Raw genomic sequence first — 19,863 nt, 5'->3', positions numbered from 1 at the left:
CAGGTGGCTCAAGAGATGATATTTTCAGGAGAAGCGCGGTAATGGAGCACAAGCGCACGAGTGAGAAGGATATCTTTATCCATCCGACGGCAGATGTCTCGCCAGAGGCGCGGATCGGCACGGGGACACGTATCTGGGGTCTGGCCCAGGTACGCGAAGGAGCTGTGATTGGCGAAGAGTGCATTCTGGGACGAGGCGTCTATATCGATGCGCGAGTACGCATCGGGGCGCGGGTCAAGATTCAGAACTACGTGTCGGTCTTTGAGGGGGTGACGATCGAAGACGGGGTCTTTATTGGCCCCCATGTCTGCTTTACGAACGATCTGTTGCCGCGGGCGATTACACCCGATGGGCAGCTGAAGGGGGCCCAGGACTGGCAGATTACGCCCACGCTGGTGCGCTATGGGGCTTCGCTGGGGGCGCGGACGGTGGTAGTCTGCGGAGTAACCATTGGCGAGTTTGCTCTCGTAGGAGCCGGTTCGGTAGTCACGCGCGACGTACCTGCTCATGCTCTGGTTTATGGTAATCCGGCGCGCCAGCATGGCTATGTCTGTCGCTGTGCGCGGCGCCTGAGCGAGCTGCGCGAGGAGGGGGGGCAGCTCGTTGGCTGGTGTTCGGCCTGTCAGCGCCTTTGCCTGCTGCCTGCTCACCCCGAAGGCCCGAAGGGTGGAGGTGAACAGGGAGAGGCAACGGGGTAGTGCGCTGCGCTTCCCTGCTCACCCCGCAAGGTCAAGTGGCAGCCGTGGACGTCACGGCGCCGGGGGAAGGGGGGGATAGTAGTGGGGGTCCTGGCTAAAGTCGAAGACCTCATAGAGGTCGCCGATCTGGACCAGCCCGTCGCGTGGCGGGGCTGGCGGTCCTGCACTTCGCCCGGCGGCGGCGTCGTTGTTGCTGGCAGGCGTCTCGTCATCAAATTGATGGTTGAGGCTGGCCAGCGCTGGCAGCCCGAAGGTGCGCTCGATGAATTTCAGCACGGAGCTGTGTTCGTAGAGTTGGCCAGCGACATAGCCGCGCTTGACCCAGGGCGAAATGATCAGCGTGGGCACGCGCATGCCGAGGCCGTAGGCATCCAGCTGCGGCGGCGCGATGTGGTCAAAGTAACCGCCGTTCTCGTCGTAGGTCAAGATGAAGGCGGCCTGGCTCCAGTAGCGCGAGGCGATGAGCGCGTTGATGATCTCTGCGACCTTTTTCTCCCCAGTGCGCACGTTGCTGGGGGGATGCTCGCTGACCTCGCTGCTGGTAATGAGAAAGACAACCTGGGGCAGGGTTCCGTCGGCCAGGGCCTGATAATAGTCGTCTTCACTGCCATAGAGCCGCGCATCTTTGATCCAGCGTTTGAAGTAGGCCAGTCCGTTGAAACCGTTGGGGCTGCCGATGCGCTGCCGGCTGTGGCTGTTGAGATTATAGCTTTGCCAGCTGACGCCGTGCTGGTCAAGCAAGTCGGCGATGGTTGGCCAGTCGAGTGAGCCTGGCCCTGGTCGATTGTTGGTGATGCCGCCACAGGTGCCGCTCCAGAGGGCGAGGCGATTCGGCAGGGTCGGCCCGAGCTGGTAGCAGAAGTAGTTGCCGCAGAGAGTGAAGGCGTCGGCCAGGGCGTAATAGTAAGGCAGGTCACTCCGCGTGTAGTAGCCGAGAGCTTCGAGGCCATCTGTGGTAACGAACCCGTCCATCTTGCCACCGTTCCATTCAGCGTGGAGGGCCTGCCAGCTGTGGGGAATGTCGTGGTTGGTGTAGCTGCTGAAGTGATAGGGCTTGACGACGGGCTTACCGGCTCCACCCGGCTGGCTGTAGTTGGCCGGTACGGCGAAGCGCCCAGCCCGCTCGTAGTAGCCAAAATAGGTATCGAAGGAGCGGTTTTCCTGGCAGAGGATGAGAATATGTTTGAGCGGGTTCTCTGCCGGAGCCGGAGCTGGCGCGCTGGCCGCGGCTCGCCCAATGGCGGTCAGCGCTCCTGTTCCCAGACCCGCGCCAGCGCTCAGGCCAAGGGTAAAGGCCCCGAGCCGCTTGAGGGCACGGCGCCTGCTCTGGCGGCGGAGAAATTGCTGTGAAAAGTTCATGTAGCCTCCTTTGCTCTACTAAACCATCCTGTTGCTATTATAGCGGTATGAGTAGCAAAAGTGAACACAATATCTATGAATATAGGGGGGGAAGGATGGGAAGTGGTACTGACAGGCAAAAGCGCGCATAGCTTGACCAGTAGTCCAGTATACGTTAGAATAGGTCTGGCGCTCGGCGACCTTGCGGTCGCAGCCTTTGGTTTGGCTGGTGTCCTGGTTGGATGAGCGAGGAGCGGTAGGGGGATAAGCCGGACGGTGCCGTTGCCCAGGTTGGGGGAGAGAGGTATTGAAAGGCGGGCGGCTTTGCTGGCAGACTGCGGAAGGCTGTGGAGGGAGTTGGTTCTCTGGTGGCACGAACTGGCAGACGAGCTTGTCTGGTGCTTACCTGAGCTGAGCCGGGTGGGCTGGGCTGCGGCCATGCGCTGCTGGAGATGATCCTGATGAGACCCGGTGGCTCTGGACGCTTTAGCGCCGGTCCGGTCGGGTTAGGACGGCACGCGGACGAGGGCCGCTGGACTGCGGTTGCGGTAGGTAGGGGAGGCGCTAAAGTGGGGAGGGGCGACGAATGGGAGGAATGGGTGAGTAACCCGCACGTGGCACTGTCTCACGGTCACGGGAGACAGCACCCGAACACTGATGATGGCCTGTCCATCGTTAGGGCAGTTTCGGAGAACGGCGTTGTACTATGTCTTCCAATGCACAGTGGCAGGGTTCGCTAGCTGACCTGCCCAGTATTATCAGCAGTATTAAGCGCCTGCGCGCCTTTGGGCGGCTGACCGTGCGGAACAATACGCGTCTGGGGCTGGCTCATCTCTATTTCCGAAATGGCAGACTGGTGCATGTGATCGGAACGCGGGGCGCAGTCGATGCTGTGCTGGCGGATTTGCAGAGCTGGACGCGCGCGACGCTCCGGTTTGAACGCGGTGTGACGGTCCAGAGCGAGAATGTGACGCCTGCCCATGAGCAGCGCTTTGAGCGCTGGCTCTCGCATTTGCAGGCGCGCTATAGCTCTGGGGCCGTACCACGCTCAGGGCCGGCTCCAACCGCGCCTCCGCCTCCTGCGGCCCAGCCGCGTCCACAGATTGTAGAGGGTCAAGTGGTGGCCCGTACCAAGGTCAATCAGCTGATCTCGCCCTGGGAGTGGCAATTGCTGGTTGAGGCCACCAGGCGGGTCTCGTTGGCTGTAGCTCAGCTGGTCGGGCCAAAGGAGGCAATGAACGTTCTGCGCGACATCATCGATGATTGTTCCGCTGCTTTCCCTGCCTTCTCTGGCCTGAGAATCTCCCCCAACGGCTACCTCTATGTGATGGATAAGTCTCACCTTGACCGGATGCCTCGTGAAGACTTGCTTGAGGGGTTCTCAGCCCTGATTGCCATCTGTCAGTATTTCTGCTCTCCTATTGTTGGCGAGGTGGAGGCTCATAAGTTGATTATTCGGGCCTTGGGGGACATCGCCCCGGCCCTCGTCAGTCTGGGGGTCTTTCAGGTTGACAACCACCTGCTCCTTAATGGGGGCTGAGTCGGGCGAAAGGAGCGAGCCAGCCACGCCGCAGCAAGCCTGCTCAACCCGGCTCGCGCTGGCGGCGTGCGCTGGTCTCTGGCTTCCTTTCCCCGCCTGGCTAGGCGGGAGGACTCTCCTGGAGCCGCTCGGGGTGCTTCTTCCGCCAATAGCGCATGTAACCCTGGACTGTCATCGGATAGTTGGTCGCAAGGTCGTAGCGCTTGATGGCCTGAGGATCGCGAGCGACGCGCTCCAGCTCAGGTTGGGTCTTGGCGATGAGGTGCTCGCGGATCTCCTCCTCGCTTTTGCCTTCGCGCATGGCCTGCAAGACAATCTCGCCCCAGGCGATGAGGCGCTCGCGCAGATTGGCGATGTGCCGGGTGACATCGCGCGTTGGTCCGAAGTGCCCCAGGTAAAGCACATCAGGCCGCAGACGGCTGATGCGGCTCAAACTCTCGAACCAGGCTTCCAGATCGAGATCGGGTGGTGGCGTGGGTGGGCGCACATAATCGACGTCCTGGAGACGCACGCCAGCGACGTCCCCAGCGAAGAGTTCTCCCGAGTGGACATCGAAGAAGATAATGTGGTGAATGGCGTGTCCAGGCGTATAGTGCACCTCTAGCCGACGCCCGGCGACTGTGAGCACATTCCCGTCCTCGAGGCTATGGACTCGCTCGGCGGGCACGGCCTCAACCTCGCCCCACAGTGTTGGCATCTGCTCGCCGTAGATGCGGCTGGCGCTGGCGATGACTTTCGATGGATCGACCAGATGCGGGGCGCCCTGGCTGTGAACATAGACCTGGGCCTGCGGTAGCAGGCGGGCCAGAGTGCCCGTGGCCCCAGCGTGGTCCAGGTGAATGTGGGTCAGCAGAATATGCGTAATGGCCTCGGGATCAAAACCCGCCTCGCGCAATTCGCTTAGCAGGGCTGTCACTGTACTGGTTGGTCCGGGATCGATGAGAGCCGTCTGACGCTCATCTGTGATGAGGTAGCTGCCGATGATCCCGTGTTCGCCGAGGAAAGGCAGTGAGATCTGCCATGTCCCCGGCCTTTCTTTCCGTAGGCGAACAACAGGTTGAAAGTTTGCAGACACGTAATACACCTCTCTCGTGCCGCGACGCAGGCGCTGCCCTGCGGCAACAAGCTGCTCTTGTTCGGGCTCACTCGCCTGGCGGGCGAGCTAGAGCTTCTTGACCGAGATCGCCTTAGCCTGCGTAAACAGCAGGAGATAGTCGCGGCCCCCGGCTTTGGAGTCCGTGCCTGACATGTTGAAGCCTCCGAAAGGGTGCACGCCGACCAAGGCTCCCGTGCACTTGCGGTTAAAGTAGAGATTGCCAACGTGGAACTCTTCTTTGGCCCGCTGGATGCGCTCAGGGTCGCGCGTATAGACTGAACCCGTGAGGCCGTACTCGGTATCGTTAGCGATACGCAAGGCGTCACTGAAGTCCTTCGCCCGGATGAAGGCCAGCACAGGCCCGAAAATCTCTTCCTGGGCGATGCGAGCGTGGGGATCGACGTCTGCGAAGATGGTCGGCTCGATATAGTAGCCCGGGCCATGATGGCCACCTCCCAGGACAAGGCGCCCCTCGCCTTTGCCGATCTCAATGTAGTCGGTGATCTTCTTGAAGGCGTTGGCGTCAATCACTGGCCCCATGAAGGTTTCGGGACGCGTGACGTCGCCGATGCTGAGCTGTTTGGCCTTCTCTACCACCTTCTGTAGAACCTGATCATAGACGCTCTCGACAATGATGGCGCGCGAGCAGGCTGAACATTTCTGGCCCTGGAAGCCGAAAGCGGAGGTAACAATGCCGTGAGCGGCAGCCTCCAGGTCGGCGGTTTCGTCGACGACGATCGCATCTTTACCGCCCATCTCCAGGATGGTACGCTTGATCCAGCGCTGGCCCGGCTGAGTCTTGGCCGCCAACTCGTTGATGCGCAGGCCGACGTCGCGCGAGCCGGTGAAGGCGATGAAACGCGTCAGGGGATGGGAGACCAGGGCGTCGCCAATGCTGGAGCCGGCTCCCGTCAGGAAGTTGACAACGCCCGCTGGCAGGCCGATGTCTTCAAGGATGCGTACAAACTGGGCCGCAATAGTGGGCGAGGCGCTCGATGGTTTGAGGACCACGGTGTTGCCCGCCACAAAGGAGGCGCTGGTCATTCCAACCATGATAGCGCCGGGGAAGTTCCAGGGTGGAATGACGGCACCGACGCCCAGCGGAATGTAGACAAGTTCGTTATCTTCGTCTGGAATACGGACAAGTGGCTGTTCTTCGGCCAGGCGCAACATCTCGCGGGCGTAGAACTCCAGGAAGTCGATGGCCTCGGCGGTATCGGCATCGGCCTCGGTCCAGCTCTTGGCCACCTCGTAGATCATCCAGGCGTTGAAGAGAAAGCGACGCTCGCGCAGGCGGTCGGCGGCGGCAAAGAGATAGTTAGCGCGCTCGTGGGCTGGAACGCGCTTCCACTGCTCAAAAGCCTCGGCGGCGACGCGCACGGCCTGGTCAACCTGGTCTAACGTGGCGCGCGAGAAATAGCCGATGACCTGGTCAGGCTGGGCCGGGTTGACGGAGGCGAAGGTCTCGCTGTTCTGGATATGCTGGCCGCCGATGATCAGCGGATAGGTGCGGCCTAGCTCGCTACGCACCTGAGCCAGGGCCTCTTCTTGGGCCCGACGATTCTCAGGGCGCGAGAAGTCTGTCAGCGGCTCGTTTCTAAAAGGGGTCCGCGCACGCTCTAAAACGTGCTCTGCGGTTATGGTCATAATTGGTCACACTCCTTCGTGTTCTCAACGGGTACTTTCCCCTTTATTGTATCCCACGGAGTGGCCCGCCTGGTAGGGAAGGGACCAGCTCTGCCGGCAGACTGGTGGCTGGTTGGCTCGATTACTGACCGTCTGCTCAGCCGGCTCAGCAAAGGACGAGGTCGCTGGCGATTGCGATCAGAATGGTGCCAAGGCAGAGGAGCGCGACACCAGGCCAGCCGCCGCGCAGGAGGGCAATACCAGGCAGGACCGCCCCCAAACTGCCACCGAAGTAGTAACAGGAGAGGTAAAGGGAGGCGGCCGTCCCTTTGGCTTTGTGGGCTTGTTCACCAAGATAGAGATTGACGGCAGGAATGGTACAAAACATGCCAAGGGCTAGTAGACCAAGGCCCGTGATGACAAGAGGTAGTAGAGGAATCAGAGTAATCAGGAGTCCGCAACCAGCCAGGCTCATGCTGACAGCAATGGCGCGCCGTGAGCCAACACGTCCCGCTAGGCTGCCCGCGATGGGCGAGCAGAGGCCAGTTAGCCAGAGCAGATAGACCAGACCAAGCTGGACCGTTGAGAGACCGAAGTGCGGTCCGCTGAGGTAGTAGGGTAAATAGGTGAAGGTGCCAACGAAGCCAAAGAAAAGGGTGAAGCCGATGATGAAGGCTCCCACCAGGTGCTGATTGTGCAAATGAAACCAGATATCGCTGAGCGACTGACGCAGGACGTTGCCCTCTGGCTGATCACTGACGCTGTCGGAGATCGCCGTCCGCTGACGCCGGTGGAGCGGATGAGGAGCGCGCTGGGACTGCTGGCCCTGGCTGTCGGGCAGAAAGCGCCACATGGCGAGTGCGGCGATCAGGGTCGGCAGGCTGAAAGAGAAGAGGGCGACCTGCCAGCCGGTGGCTGCAGTCAGGGAGGCGCTCCCGAGGCGAGCAAAGAGACCACCGAGCGTCTGCCCGCTGACGTAGACACCCATTGCCAGGCCACGCTCGCGCCCTCTAAACTCGTCATTGACATAGGAGATGGCTACACTGGTCAATCCCGGCATCAGCAAGCCCTGCAGGGCGCGCAGACAGAGTAGAATGGTAAAATTAGGTGCGAAGGCGCATAGCAGCGTCGGCAGGGTAATGAGAAGACTGCTGCCCACCATGACGATTTTGCGTCCAATGCGGTCGGAGAGCGGTCCATAGAAGAGCGAGCCTATCGCGACCGCCAGGACGGTAATGGAAATGGTCAGGCCTGCGGTGGGCGCATCGACTCTGAAAGCCCGGCTCAGCACAGGCAAGATAGCCTGGGTGGTGTACATGTTAGCAAAGACAAAGGCAGGACCTAAGAAAAGGGCTATCAGTGCTCCAATACGGATGTTTTGCTGATCCGGGCGAGAAGAGAAAGAGGTCGTGCTAGACATGAACGGGAAGACCTTTCCAGACACAAGAGACTGCCAGAAAAGAGATGGATGTCTCTATTATAGCCTCGTGAGAGCTGGCTAGCCAGCCAGCCAGGTTGGTGGTCACGGCTTTCAGGCATCTGGGCTGCCTTGCTGTTATGGTCAGGACGCTGCCGACGTTTGTTGCCCTTGCCAGTGTCGACTATGATAGGAAAAGCGAGGAAACCGTATGGACATCTATCGCGCCCTGGGACTGGATGTACCGATCCTCCATCTCTGTGTCCGCCTGTTAGCTCGGGAGGGGGAGGCCGAACTTTTGCCGTTGCTCGCTGCACTCCGTGAACGCTGCGCGGCGGTCGCGGCGCGCTTGCAGGAGTGGACTGAGGAGCAGTGCGCGCGCTATGCAGAGGAGGCCGCGCTGCGTCTTCAGCGTCTGGGCTTCCTTGCAGCCGCTACTGAGCCATCCCAGGTTGTAGCCGCCTTGCTGCGTGAGCTGCGTCATCTGGCCACGCGCTTAGGCTCGACTGGCCTTTTCCCTCTTGAAGGGCCAGCGCTAGTTGCCTGTGCTGTCCCGGAGTTGGGGCCGGAGTTGGCTGCCAGTGAGCTGGCGCCAGCATTACAGACTGCCAAAGCCAGGCTGGAGGACTGGCGACGCTGGCGACCCGGGCACCAGCTCTATGAGCTGTGGTTTCTCTTGCGTGGCGCCTGCGCCTTCGATCTGCTCAATCAGTTCATTGCAGACTGGCCAGCTTCCTTGCGCGGCGATCGGGGGCCGGCAGAAGAGGAAGAGCTGCCTGCGCCTGCCTCTGCCGGGCTGTCCTCCCTGGCCAGTGGTGCGCTTGTCTATCATCTCGTTTACCAGCTCGGCAATGATCTGCTCAGTGGAGCGGCGCCAGAGTTAGGGACGCAGACGCTCTCGCTCACCTTCTCTGCGGGTGATCTTCCGTATAGTACTCTGAGATATGAGGTGATGGCCTTGCTGGAGCAGCTGGCCGAGCAGCCTTTCCTGCGCCACGCCTCGTTTTGGCAGCGTGATCCCTGGCCGGGAGAGACGGGCGCGGCTTTTCTGCTACGCCTGCGTTTGCCTGCGGGAGAGGTAGCGCTGCGGCAGATTGGAGAGGTGCTGAGGGCGGCCAGCCCCAGTGGCTGGGAGCACCTGTTGCGCCGGGGCCTGCTGTTCACTGGACGGCGCCTCTTCTAACAAATGGGTAGCCGGGTTGGTCCGGGAGTGGGGTCGATGCAGTGGGGCGTAGGCCTGGCCGGTCCTGCTAGTGTGGTGTGCGCATCGCCTGACTGGCTCGACAGCACTGGCGCCAAAGGCTATACTGGAGATCGCCATCAGAATTGCCGAGAGCATAGGAGGAATATGTAACATGGCGCAGACGCGTGAGGAGTTCCCTATCGAGAAACAACTACGAAAAGACATTCAAGAAGCTCAGCGAGCGAGAGATCAGCTCAGGGTTGACACGCTGCGTATGGTGCTGGGAGCTATCCACAATCTGGAAGTTGCGCGCACCGATCGCAAGCATCCCGAGTATGGGAAGCCACTGACCGAAGCTGACTGCTATCAGGTGCTAGAGCGCGAGATCAAGATGCGTGATCAGGCCATTCCCCTTTACGAAAAGGGAGGTCGCAGTGATCTGGTCGAGAAAGCCCAGCGCGAAAAGGCCCTCCTGCAATCCTATCTTCAGGCTGCCCAGCTCAGCGACGAGGAGATCCGGGCTGTTGTGGCCCGTCTCATTGAGGAGCAGGGGCGCGATTTCCGCAAAGTTATGCCGCTGGCGGCTCGTGAACTGAAAGGGAAGGCCCCAGGCGCCAGGGTTCAGCAGATAGTCAAAGAGATGACCGCCTGAGCCTGGACTCCACCTGTGCACGAGCGTTACTGGCGAGGAGGGAGGTGGCTGCACGTCGACACGCTGGCGGGACTGCCCTGTCTCCTCGCCTGGTCGAGGCCGCCAGGCCGGGAGTATAATTCCGTGTGGGAAAAGAAGGGATATGGTGCGGGTCAGTAGCAGTCGGCGCCAGGGGCGGCGGTTGAGCCGAGCCACATGGACGCTCGCTCGGGCGGGGACTGGCAGAGGAGAGGCTGTCACGGAAGGCCGTTCGTCGTTGTTCTGTTTGACCCATGCTGGGAGCGTGACGAGGCGATGAGAATCTATAACACACTCACGCGGCGCGTCGAGGAAATTGTCCCGTTGGAGCCTGGCAAGATCAAAATGTACTCCTGTGGTCCGACCGTCTACCGCTATATCCACATCGGTAACCTGCGTACCTTCACGATGGCCGACTGGCTCCGCCGTACCCTGGAGTACCTCGGCTACGAGGTCTTCCATGTGAAAAATATCACCGATGTCGGGCACATGCGTCATGAGCTGTTGGACCGTGGCGAGGATAAGATCCAGGCCCAGGCCCGCAAGGAAGGGAAGACCTCTGCCGAGATCGCGCGCTTTTACACTGAAGCCTTTCATCGTGACGAGGCCAAGCTCAACATTCTGCCGGCCCATGTCTTCCCGCGGGCCAGTGAGCACATCCCCGAAATGATCCAGGTCATCGAGGAGCTGCTGCGCAAAGGCTTTGCCTACGAGGTGCACGGCTACGTCTATTTTGACATCCAGCGCTTTCCCGGCTATGGCAAGCTTTCGCGCAATCTGCTGGAGTATATGCAGATTGGCATTCACGAGGGCAGCGATGCTGACCGCCGCCATCCCGAGGATTTCCCGCTCTGGAAGCCTGCCGAGCCAGGGCGGGACATGGCCTGGGACAGCCCTTGGGGGCGTGGCTTCCCCGGCTGGCACATCGAATGCTCGGCCATGTCCATGAAGTATCTGGGACCCCACTTCGATATCCACACCGGCGGGGTCGACAATATCTTTCCCCATCACGAGGATGAGATCGCCCAGAGCGAAGCCTACAGTGGTCAGCCCTTTGTCAACTACTGGGTTCATGCCCAACACCTGCTTGCTGACGGGCAGAAGATGGCCAAGTCGGTCAGCAACGACTATACCTGCGCTGAAATTGAGGCGCGCGGTTTCGATCCGCTGGCCCTGCGCTATCTCTACACCACCGCCCTCTATCGTAGCCGTCTCAACTTCACCTTCCGCGCTCTAGAAGCGGCCCAGGTCGCTCTGGAGCGCTTGCGCGAGCGTGCCTATGATCTCTGGCTGCGAGCTGATCAGGAGCGTGCGCTCAGGCCTCTGGAGGATGAAGAACAGCCGTGGCGTCTGGCTTTCCGCCGTGAGCTGGAGAATGATCTCAATATCCCTCGGGCGATGGCGGTGCTCCTGGCCATGCTGCGCACTCCTGAGCTGGATGCTACCAGGAAGCTACAGCTACTGCTCGACTTCGACCGTGTACTCGGTTTCAATCTCAAATCTTACCTTCTGAGCGAAAAGCCACGCCAGCACCGTGAGCCGCAGCACACACAGCATCTTTTGCCGGCAGAGCTGACGGCGCTTGTGCGTGAGCGGGAGGCCTTGCGTCGGCAGAGCGACTACGAGGGCGCTGATGCCTTGCGGCTCCGTTTACTCCAGCGGGGCTGGAAAGTAAGTGACCTGCCCGAAGGGACGCTGGTTCGGCCCCGGCGTCTCAGCGAAGAGTTTCCGGTGCTCTCGCGCTGGCAGGATGCTCCTGATGCCACACAGCTGCCATCGCGCTATGCCTTCTCGCTCAATCTGTTGGCGCGCAATAACTACAGGGACCTTGAACGCTGCCTTAACAGCATCTGTCGCCACGCCGACGGGCGCAGCCTGGAAGTTGTCGTGATCGAGAATGGATCAACCGATGAGACCCTTCCTTTTCTACGGGAGCTGGCCCGACGTGCCGAGCTGGTCGGAGCCAACGGCGAGCGGCTTGCTCTGCGCGTGCTCTTCGCCGACCATAACCTGGGCTTCGCCGCGGGGCGCAATGCAACCATGCGTGCCAGCCAGGGAGCGATCATTGTCTGGCTAGACACCTCGGTTGAGATCCAGGGCGATATCTGGACGCCCCTGGAGCAAACGCTGACCGATCCGCAGGTAGGAGTGACTGGTCCCTTCGGCCTGATTACCGAAGATCTGCGTGAATTTCGCGAAGAGAGTGGCCCCGAGGTGGACGCCATTGAGGGGTACCTATTAGCCTTTCGCCGCGCCTTGCTTAACGAGGTCGGCTGGCTCGATGAAAAGTTCCGTTTCTATCGCCTGGCCGACGTCCACTACAGTTTCTTCTTCAAGGCCGCTGGCTATCGCGTCGTAGTCTGTCCCGAGGTCGCAGCCCGCCTTATCAGGCATCCTCATCGCGAATGGTACAGTCTGACGGAGGAAGAGCGGCGTACCAAGAGCAAGAAGAATTATGATGTCTTTCGCGCGCGCTGGCATCATGGGCAGAGCCTGCTGGTGGCGTACTGCAATCCGGCTCATCGCTGGTACGGGCATGATCATCCCCATCATCTCGATGGCACTCATAGTCACGGACCTGGGGAGCTGCCCCCGCCGGGAGTCATGCATTGCCATGAGCATCAGCACTGGCCCGACCATGCTCATAGCCATCCCCATCTTCATGCTGTTCAAACAGTCTGAAGCGCTCCTTCACGGTCAGAGCGGGCCAGCCAATGGCCTCGCCTGGCCTGGTTCCGTCGGCGGAGGTATCGTCGACAGGCTGCATCGACCTGGCCAGGGTCTCTCTCCGGCGCCTGAGAGCGGGGTACTCAGACCGGCAGGCCAGGGCTACCTAGGATGCGATCGAGGCAAGGCCCCAGTCTATCCCAACCAGCGGGCCCAGATGCGGATGCGCCGGCAGAAGCGAGCGAATACACCCATGATCCTGGAAGAAAGCCGAAAGCCCGTGCGCTAAGGAGAAGATCCCGTGGAGAGAATCGTCGAGGTCCCACTCTTCCCGTTGCAGCTGGTCCTCTTCCCGACCGCGGTGGTGCCGCTGCATATCTTTGAACGGCGCTATCGCCTGATGGTCGCTCGCTGTCTTGAGGAGAAGTCTCCCTTTGGCATCGTCCTGATGCGTCCCGAGAGTCGTCATCTTCAGGAAGTGCCCTACAGCGTAGGCACGCTGGCCGAGATTCTGCAGGTCGAGCGTCTAGAAGACGGGCGCTACAACCTCATTGCCATTGGCAGCGAGCGCTTCCGTATTCGCCAGCTCAAGCATCAGCAACCCTACCTTTCGGGTGTGGTTGAGCTGTATCGCGATGCACGTGAACCAGCCAATCTGATCAGGCCTTACGCCGAGCGGGCCCTTGATCTCTTCAGCAGCTATCTAGAAATCCTGCTAGAGGCGCGCAGCCTGCCGGAGATCAAAGAGCATCTTCCGACCGATCCAGAGGAACTTTCCTATCTCATTGCCTATCTGCTCGATCTGCAGGATGAGCAGAAACAGCACTTGCTGGAACTGACCTCGACGCGACAGCGTCTGGCAGAGGAGAACGAGATTTTGAGACGTGAGGTTCCCTTTGCCCTGCAGGTACTGCAGCGTAACGCCCATTTGCAAACTCATCCAGACCGCAGCTTCTTGAATTAGCGCGATGAGGAGGAAGAAGGGGCGTGCCCATTGGTAGGCGGGAGCGTTAGCTGAATCAGCCCCTGTTCCTGCAAGCGCTGGAGAGAGGCATAGACCTCGGCGGGTGTACGCCGGGTCAGCTGTGCCAGATCGCCGAGCGTGCGCCGACCATTGATGAGGAGAAAGACGATTCGATCATAGCGCGGAACGGCGGTGGCAGCATATTCCTTACCGAGGGCGGTCAGGCTGGGTACGACAGTTTCCGGCGGCAGCGGACCAGACGGCTGGTTGGGCTTGACGGCTGGCAGCACCAGCGAGTCGCCGAAACGCGGAGTCAGGCGCCCGTTTTGGGGCTGCGCCTGGCTTGGAACCTGGACATGAGTCTGCCCTGCGCTGGACGAGCGCGCCTGAGTGGGTGGGCTACCCATGCTGCCATGCTGACCCTGTAGCGAGATCGTCTGGCGGGCACTGCTCCGACCTCTAACAGTGGGCAAAGGTCCACTTTGGAGCGAGAGAGGTGGCCAGGTTGGCCTCCGCGTGCCCTCACCAGTGGGAGCACCCTCCTGTGGCTCCGGCTGGCCGGGGGCGGGCAGCTGCAAAAGCGGCTCGGCGGATTGAAAAGTAAAACGAATTTCTCCCCATGAATTTAGCCAGGCCAGCACAGCCTCGCTGGCCTCCTGCTGCTGGCGGTTCCAGACAACCAGCGTTGGTTGCCCCCGCTCAACCGTGATATACACTTCCTCGGGCGGCGCGCCCCGTGCTCGTTGAATAGTTAGCAGACCGCTGGGCCGGTAGATCCTGAGCTGCTTGAGCACCTCCGCGAGCGAAGGCGCGGAAAAAACCGGTCTGGAAGGCATACGGCCACCTCACTGAGCTCTGGTGCAGGCCCCCTGCTCTCGTCCTTAAGAAGGAACACGATCTGTTCGTTGTCTCTGGAATTGTACGTATCCTGGTGTCCGCTGTCAAGTCCGCAGAGCTGCCTCCTTCGCTAGAAAGCCGCTCAGCCCAAATCCTCGCATTCTGCCGCCTGTCTTCAAGGAGAAAAATAGAATCACGATTGAAAGTCCATTAAACGAGAATGAGCGACTGCAAACAATCAGTGAAGCATATCTGGGCACCGCGATCACCGTCGCGGGCGAGTTTCCTGCCAGGACCTTGCCAGCAACGGTACTGGTCCGTCTGCTACTGTGGAGCTGGAGGAACGAAGTGCGCCAGGAGCGCGGGCAGCTCCTCGGAGAAGGTCGGCGGATAGAAGTGACCCAAACCGGGATAGAGTTTCACCTCGCAGGCCAGCCCGGCGGCGCGCAGACGCTCGATAGCCGCCAGGGTGGTGGGAGCGCACTGATCATGCTCACCGAGCAGCACGAAGCCCAGGCGCACCTGACAGGCATCTTGAGGAAGCAGGATCTGGCTCGCCTCCAGGGCCGGGCAGATAGCAATGAAGCCGATGGCGGGGATACGCCCCTCCAGCGCCAGGCGCAAAGCGATGCGCGCGCCACGTGAGAAGCCGGCCAGAACCACATGCTGGAGATCAATGCGCTTCCAGCGCTGCTGTTGTTCCCAATGGGTGCAGACCTCATCCATTGCGCGGACCTCATCGTTCCAGCTAGCCAGGCCATAACCGACCAGCTGCGAAGAGCAAGGCAGGGCCACCTGCCAGCGATGCGCCATGATGGGCTGCCAGTACTCGAGCTCGGCCAGTGGGCTACTCTGATTCCCGTGGAGCGCGAACAGTGTTGGATAGGGGGGCGGGACCAGGTTGTCAGGCTCCAGCACCAGAATTCCCGGATGTGAGCGGGTCTGGGCCTCGGCGTAGCGTTCCTGACAGGTCTGTTCCAGGGCAGCGAAAGCTGGCAGTGAACGTAGAGGAGCGAGATCCTCATCCCCCAACTGCGCTGGTCCAAACCACAGCCCCTGGCCAATGGCCTCCTCCAGAATCGCCAGAGCCTCCTCGGGGCTTCCCAGGCGCAGCGTGAGGATGGCGCGCCATAATACCAGGGTGGACCAATGTTCGGGGAAAAAAGGAAGCGCTTCCTCAGTCAGATCCCGAGCGCGGGCATAGTCCTGCTGGTGGTACAGCTCCAACACCTGGGATCGCAGCCAGCCGAAAGACCTATCGTGCAGGGACATCGCAACTCCTTTCACCAGGCCTGGCTACTCAAACTCAACCGCAACAGAAAGGAAAGCGGGGCACCGTCCTATCCTGACGGATCAGCCATCGACCTCTGAGGTGGCGGCTCTCCGCTCGTCTTGGGAAGACGGTGCCCCATCCTGCAATCGAATGACAGCGATATTGAGGGAGTCGTCTGCCTTGCTCGCCTCTCTCGCGAACCAGGCAGCGGGAATCAGGCTGGCTCTCCCTTCTCTTTCTTGTAGCGAGCGATCAACTCCTGCTGGATCTGAGGGGGGACCTCCTCGTACTGATAGAACTCCATCGTAAAGGTACCACGGCCCTGAGTGAGGGAGCGCAGGTCTGTCGCGTAGTGAAGCATTTCCGCCTGAGGGACTTGAGCGACGATCTTCTGCATACCGTTGCCAAGGGACTCCATGCCCAGCACACGCCCGCGCTTTGTATTGATATCGCTCATCACATCGCCCATCGTCTGCTCGGGCACGATCACTGTCACGTTCATCACCGGCTCCAGGATCGTGGGATTGGCCTGGGGCACGGCCTCCTGCATGCAGATCGAAGCGGCGATCTCGAACGACTGGGCAGAGGAATCGACCGGGTGGTATTTACCATCGACCAGGGCCACCTTAACATAGACCATCGGATTGCCGGAGATGAAGCCTCGCTTCAACGACTCGCGCACGCCCTTCTCGACGCCGGGGACGAACTGGCTTGGAACCACGCCACCCACAATACGGTCTTCGAAGATGAAGGTATCGGGTCCACCGATGGGCAGCGGCTCAATCTCCAACCAGACATCGCCAAACTGGCCGTGACCACCAGTCTGGCGCTTGTGCCGTCCATTCGCGCGCGCCTTCCGGCGAATCGTCTCGCGGTAGGCGATATGGATATCGCGCACCTCCAGGTCGATGCCAAAGCGCCGCTTAATCATATCGACCGCGACCTGGATATGTGTCTCGCCCATGCCCGAGATGCGGGTTTCGCCCGTCTCTGGATCGCGCGTTACCCGGAGCGTGTGATCCTCCTCTACCAGGCGTGTCAGAGCATTGCTCATCTTATCGAGATCGGCCTTGCTCTTGGGGAAGACCGCCACCGTAAAGCACGGCTCAGGGAATTGGATCGGCTCCAGCGCCGTAGTAACCTCTTTGCTTCCCACCAACGTATCGCCCGTATGCGTATTGGTCAGCTTGGCCACACCACCGATGTCGCCGGCGGCAATCTCTGACGCGCTCTCCTGAGCCTTGCCGCGAGGAATGATCAACTGACCGATGCGCTCCTCGGCGTGCGTTTGCACATTGAAGACATGACTATCGGCCTTCAGCGTGCCGCTGTAAACGCGGAAGAGCGAGATTGTGCCGACCTGGGCGGCAGCGGTCTTAAAGACAAAGAGAGCCGGCGTCTCGCCCAGGGCACGAACCTCATCAGAAAGTGCCTCGGCGGCGCTCGGCAGATAGTCGAGAAGCGCATCGAGTGCGGTCTGCACCCCGATATTCTTTAGCGCGGACGCACACACCACGGGCACCAACTCGCCGCTTACCGTTCCCTGACGCACCAGCGTACGCAGCTCCTCCTCGCTCAGTTCCTCGCCTTCGAGGAACTTATCCATCAGAGCCTCATCGTTCTCGACCGCCGATTCAATCAGCTGCTCGCGGAAAGCAGAGACCTGATCCTGGAGGTCGGGAGGAACAGGAACTTCCTGAACCTTATTACCGCCCTCGAAGGTGAAGCCGCGACGAGAGACCAGGTCGATCACTCCCTTGAAGTTCGATTGGCTTCCGATGGGGATCTGCAGGGGAACTACCTTGAGGCCGAAGCGCGCCCGCAGTGCCTCCAGTGTCTGCTCGAAAGAGGTGTTCTCGCGGTCCAGCTTGTTGACCAGGATCATACGCGGCAGCCGGCGCTCATCGGCGTACTGCCAGGTGAGTTCGGTGCCGACTTCGACCCCTTTCTCCGCCGTCGTCACGATTAAGGCCGCATCGGCCACGCGCAGCGCTGCTTTCACTTCACCTACGAAGTCTGGGTAACCCGGCGTGTCGATCAGATTCAGCTTCTGGCCCCGCCATTCTACCGGCACCGGCTTGGCGTGGAGGGACATGCCTCGCTTCAACTCCTCCGGGTCGTAATCGACCGCCGACGTCCGCTCATCCACTTTCCCCTGCCTGGTCACGGCTCCGCTGTCATAGAGCGCGGCATCCACCAGCGACGTCTTGCCCGCTCCTACATGCGAGATCAGCGCTACATTGCGAATCTGTTCTGCCGTGTAGACCTTCATGAAAACGTTGCGGCAGAACCCCTACCAGGATCGCTCCTGGCTGCGAGGTGCAGAATGCCGCCCCTCCTTTCCATGCGTATTACGTTCTTTTGCAAGCGCAGACGCGACGCTTCTCCTTTCTATGGTGGTAGTATAACAGGATCGCCATCTTTGTTCAATGCTGTTTGAAGACGATCGGGGTTCACTTTCTCTCATCTTTTGTTCAGCTTATTGCAGCAATGCGCACTCGGGGCCATATCTGAATGACACGGCGGGTGCCGTGCAGCCTGAACAGAGGCCCCTGCCATTTACAGATGCCAGAGGCCATGCTACACTAAACCCACCAGCGTTGCGCATGATCAGCTCAGGCCAGTCAGCAGTCAGCCATAGTTGCCCTTGCTCGCTTGCTCGCTCAGCCACCCAGAAGGGAAGGCGCATCACGCTCGAACGAGCCGAACGCGCCGAACGCGATGCGCCCGATATTCAGGCATGACGTGTGCGGTATGAACAGGTAGGGGTCTGGTGGTTAGGCTCCGTGTAACCTCTGGTCACCTTCACCCCTTCCTCGCTAGTGGCTATCCGCTGCAGGCTCCCGGCTGATCCGCTGCGCCGTCACTTGCCCCGCCTGGCTCTTCTGACTGGTACTGCCCCAGGCCAGCGGTCGCTCTGGTGATCGCCACCACGGCTCCGGCAGGCCAAAACCAGGGAACCGGGCCACGGCGCTCTTGCTGTCGCGCTTGCCGTATTTCTTTTAATGCTTGCTTGAACGCTCGGCACGTCTGCTCTTCGTCGGTCAGTCCGATCAGCCAGGCAGAGTGGCTGTCTGATTGGCTGGCGGCCAGACGCTAAACTGCCTGTGCGGGAGGAGGAATACTGATGACGGTTGATATCAGTGACATTGAGGCCATTCTTGCCAAGCAAGAGGACTGGCGCCAGAGGCAGTGCATTAATCTGATCGCCAGTGAGAATACCCCTAGCCCGGCGGTGCGTCGCGTCCAGCATTCTGATTTCATGGGGCGCTATGCGGAAGGCCATCCTAATGAGGGCGAGCGTATCAATCGCTACTATCAGGGAACGCGCTACATCGATGAAATCGAGCGTATGGCGCGAGATGAGATTTGCGAACTCTTTGGGGCTAAGCAGGCGGATGTACGCCCAATCAGCGGCAATGCAGCCAATACGGCGATCGCGCTCGGCTTCCTGCGCGGCGGGGATACGATCGTAGTCAACTCGACTGATGCGGGGGGCCACATCAGCCACGGGGCCGTGGGTGTCTTCGGACGACGTATTCAGACGCGGGGGCAGTCCTTGAAAGTGGGCGGGCCTCAGTCCATCAATCTCCACTATCTGCCTCTCACCGAGGATCGCTATCATGTCGATGCGCAGAAGACGATTGAATTGATCGACCGAGTGAATCCGCAGATTGTTGTCATGGGCAAGAGCCTCTTCCTCTTCCCCGAGCCGGTGGCGGAGGTAGCGGCCTTCTGCAAGACCAGAGATATTCCGGTGCTCTACGATGGGGCTCATGTGCTTGGCCTGATCGCCGGTGGCCAGTTCCAGTCACCACTGCAGGAAGGGGCCACCTGGATGACCGGCAGCACCCACAAGACCTTCCCCGGTCCGCAGCGCGGGGTGATCCTGGCGAATATGGATGAGGAGACGGCGAAGAAGTACTGGCCGCCTGCCGATCGCGGAGTCTTCCCTGGCTCTTCGAGCAACCATCATCTCTTCTCACTGCCGGCCCTGCTGGTGGCGACCCGTGAGATGAAGCGCTACGGGCGCGAGTATGCGGCCCAGATTGTGCGCAATGCGCAGGCATTGGGCCAGGCCCTTGATGAGCTGGGCACGCCGGTGGAGGCGCGCGAGTTTGGCTACACGCGCAGCCACATGATTGCGGTCAATGTCGCGAACTGGGGTGGTGGTGTGGAGGTAGCCAGGCGTCTGGAAGCCAACGACATCATCGTGAACTATAATATGCTGCCCGGCGATGCTGATCCGCGCAATCCCTCGGGCCTGCGCATTGGAGTGCAGGAGATGACGCGCTTCGGCATGGATGAGCGCGCAATGGGGGAACTCGCTCAGCTGATCCACGATGCTATCCGCGGCAAGCAGGTGCGTGAGGCTGTCCATCAACTGCGTGCTCGCTATCTCGAGATGCGCTACGTCTGAGTCCGAACCGCAGCGGACCCCTGACGGTGGGGTGGGTCCGCTGGGCTGCGGGGTAGAAAGGAGGGGCGACTCTCGAGAGCATCTGTGCTCCGGGCTGTTCCCTCCTCTCTCTCTGGCCCGGTGGGACCAGTCTA

14 protein-coding genes are annotated in these 19,863 nt (G+C 60.5%); 7 read left to right on the top strand and 7 right to left on the bottom strand.

What is annotated here, in order from left to right; translation table 11 throughout:
* The first annotated feature begins 41 nt into the window (after positions 1-41).
* On the top strand, positions 42-698 hold the full coding sequence (locus A4R35_RS06220) for an acyltransferase (RefSeq protein ID WP_112427572.1): 657 nt from the start codon (positions 42-44) through the stop codon (positions 696-698).
* 51 nt (positions 699-749) lie between these two features.
* Here A4R35_RS06220 and A4R35_RS06215 read toward each other — a convergent pair whose 3' ends face one another.
* Positions 750-2,057 carry a phospholipase C gene (locus A4R35_RS06215; RefSeq protein WP_112427570.1) on the bottom strand — a complete coding sequence of 436 codons (1,308 nt, stop codon included), beginning with the start codon at positions 2,055-2,057 and terminating at the stop codon, positions 750-752.
* A 685-nt stretch (positions 2,058-2,742) separates the two neighbouring features.
* On the opposite strand from A4R35_RS06215, the gene A4R35_RS06210 reads away from it, so the two are divergent.
* Positions 2,743-3,576: a DUF4388 domain-containing protein gene (locus A4R35_RS06210; RefSeq protein WP_112427568.1), complete on the top strand. Its 834-nt coding sequence runs from the start codon at positions 2,743-2,745 to the stop codon at positions 3,574-3,576.
* Between the two features lie 100 nt (positions 3,577-3,676).
* Here A4R35_RS06210 and A4R35_RS06205 read toward each other — a convergent pair whose 3' ends face one another.
* The 3 genes from A4R35_RS06205 to A4R35_RS06195 all read right to left on the bottom strand — a co-directional run bounded on the left by A4R35_RS06205 (position 3,677) and on the right by A4R35_RS06195 (position 7,718).
* Entirely contained in the window at positions 3,677-4,651 is a 975-nt protein-coding gene (locus A4R35_RS06205) for an MBL fold metallo-hydrolase (protein ID WP_189361388.1), read from the bottom strand.
* 87 nt (positions 4,652-4,738) lie between these two features.
* Positions 4,739-6,319 carry an L-glutamate gamma-semialdehyde dehydrogenase gene (gene pruA, locus A4R35_RS06200; RefSeq protein ID WP_112427564.1) on the bottom strand — a complete coding sequence of 527 codons (1,581 nt, stop codon included), beginning with the start codon at positions 6,317-6,319 and terminating at the stop codon, positions 4,739-4,741.
* Between the two features lie 145 nt (positions 6,320-6,464).
* Positions 6,465-7,718 carry an MFS transporter gene (locus A4R35_RS06195; protein WP_112427562.1) on the bottom strand — a complete coding sequence of 418 codons (1,254 nt, stop codon included), beginning with the start codon at positions 7,716-7,718 and terminating at the stop codon, positions 6,465-6,467.
* Between the two features lie 208 nt (positions 7,719-7,926).
* Between A4R35_RS06195 and A4R35_RS06190 the strand changes: the two genes are divergently transcribed.
* From A4R35_RS06190 to A4R35_RS06175, 4 genes are all read left to right on the top strand, one after another.
* Positions 7,927-8,898 (top strand): hypothetical protein, encoded by a 972-nt coding sequence (locus A4R35_RS06190; protein WP_112427560.1) that lies wholly within the window; start codon positions 7,927-7,929, stop codon positions 8,896-8,898.
* Between the two features lie 172 nt (positions 8,899-9,070).
* Positions 9,071-9,550, top strand: a complete 480-nt coding sequence (locus A4R35_RS06185) for a GatB/YqeY domain-containing protein (RefSeq protein WP_112427558.1) — start codon at positions 9,071-9,073, stop codon at positions 9,548-9,550.
* Between the two features lie 294 nt (positions 9,551-9,844).
* Positions 9,845-12,250: a cysteine--tRNA ligase gene (cysS, locus tag A4R35_RS06180; protein WP_189361386.1), complete on the top strand. Its 2,406-nt coding sequence runs from the start codon at positions 9,845-9,847 to the stop codon at positions 12,248-12,250.
* 286 nt (positions 12,251-12,536) lie between these two features.
* The gene (locus A4R35_RS06175) at positions 12,537-13,199 is read left to right on the top strand and encodes an LON peptidase substrate-binding domain-containing protein (RefSeq protein ID WP_112427553.1); all 663 of its coding nucleotides are present in this window, start codon (positions 12,537-12,539) and stop codon (positions 13,197-13,199) included.
* On the opposite strand, the gene A4R35_RS06170 is transcribed toward A4R35_RS06175, so the two are convergent.
* From A4R35_RS06170 to fusA, 3 genes are all read right to left on the bottom strand, one after another.
* On the bottom strand, positions 13,196-14,035 hold the full coding sequence (locus tag A4R35_RS06170) for a hypothetical protein (protein WP_112427551.1): 840 nt from the start codon (positions 14,033-14,035) through the stop codon (positions 13,196-13,198). The genes A4R35_RS06175 and A4R35_RS06170 overlap by 4 nt on opposite strands.
* A 325-nt stretch (positions 14,036-14,360) precedes the next feature.
* Entirely contained in the window at positions 14,361-15,308 is a 948-nt protein-coding gene (locus tag A4R35_RS06165; RefSeq protein WP_112427549.1) for an alpha/beta hydrolase, read from the bottom strand.
* Between the two features lie 215 nt (positions 15,309-15,523).
* A complete protein-coding gene (gene fusA, locus A4R35_RS06160; RefSeq protein ID WP_112427547.1) occupies positions 15,524-17,581 on the bottom strand; it encodes an elongation factor G in 2,058 nt (685 codons plus the stop codon).
* An 855-nt stretch (positions 17,582-18,436) separates the two neighbouring features.
* Between fusA and A4R35_RS06155 the strand changes: the two genes are divergently transcribed.
* Positions 18,437-19,729 carry a serine hydroxymethyltransferase gene (locus A4R35_RS06155; RefSeq protein ID WP_112427545.1) on the top strand — a complete coding sequence of 431 codons (1,293 nt, stop codon included), beginning with the start codon at positions 18,437-18,439 and terminating at the stop codon, positions 19,727-19,729.
* Positions 19,730-19,863: the final 134 nt, after the last annotated feature.

The sequence above is a fragment of the Thermogemmatispora tikiterensis genome, assembly GCF_003268475.1.
GTDB classification, from domain to species: domain Bacteria; phylum Chloroflexota; class Ktedonobacteria; order Ktedonobacterales; family Ktedonobacteraceae; genus Thermogemmatispora; species Thermogemmatispora tikiterensis.
This window is presented reverse-complemented; position numbering and strand designations above follow the sequence as displayed.

Bases quoted from the DNA above. Each gene is read 5' to 3' on its own strand.
- A4R35_RS06220 (WP_112427572.1), top strand. From the start codon at position 42: ATGGAGCACAAGCGCACGAGTGAGAAGGATATCTTTATCCATCCGACG.
- A4R35_RS06215 (WP_112427570.1), bottom strand. From the start codon at position 2,057: ATGAACTTTTCACAGCAATTTCTCCGCCGCCAGAGCAGGCGCCGTGCC.
- A4R35_RS06210 (WP_112427568.1), top strand. From the start codon at position 2,743: ATGTCTTCCAATGCACAGTGGCAGGGTTCGCTAGCTGACCTGCCCAGT.
- pruA (WP_112427564.1), bottom strand. From the start codon at position 6,319: ATGACCATAACCGCAGAGCACGTTTTAGAGCGTGCGCGGACCCCTTTT.
- A4R35_RS06195 (WP_112427562.1), bottom strand. From the start codon at position 7,718: ATGTCTAGCACGACCTCTTTCTCTTCTCGCCCGGATCAGCAAAACATC.
- A4R35_RS06190 (WP_112427560.1), top strand. From the start codon at position 7,927: ATGGACATCTATCGCGCCCTGGGACTGGATGTACCGATCCTCCATCTC.
- A4R35_RS06185 (WP_112427558.1), top strand. From the start codon at position 9,071: ATGGCGCAGACGCGTGAGGAGTTCCCTATCGAGAAACAACTACGAAAA.
- cysS (WP_189361386.1), top strand. From the start codon at position 9,845: ATGAGAATCTATAACACACTCACGCGGCGCGTCGAGGAAATTGTCCCG.
- A4R35_RS06170 (WP_112427551.1), bottom strand. From the start codon at position 14,035: ATGCCTTCCAGACCGGTTTTTTCCGCGCCTTCGCTCGCGGAGGTGCTC.
- A4R35_RS06165 (WP_112427549.1), bottom strand. From the start codon at position 15,308: ATGTCCCTGCACGATAGGTCTTTCGGCTGGCTGCGATCCCAGGTGTTG.
- fusA (WP_112427547.1), bottom strand. From the start codon at position 17,581: ATGAAGGTCTACACGGCAGAACAGATTCGCAATGTAGCGCTGATCTCG.
- A4R35_RS06155 (WP_112427545.1), top strand. From the start codon at position 18,437: ATGACGGTTGATATCAGTGACATTGAGGCCATTCTTGCCAAGCAAGAG.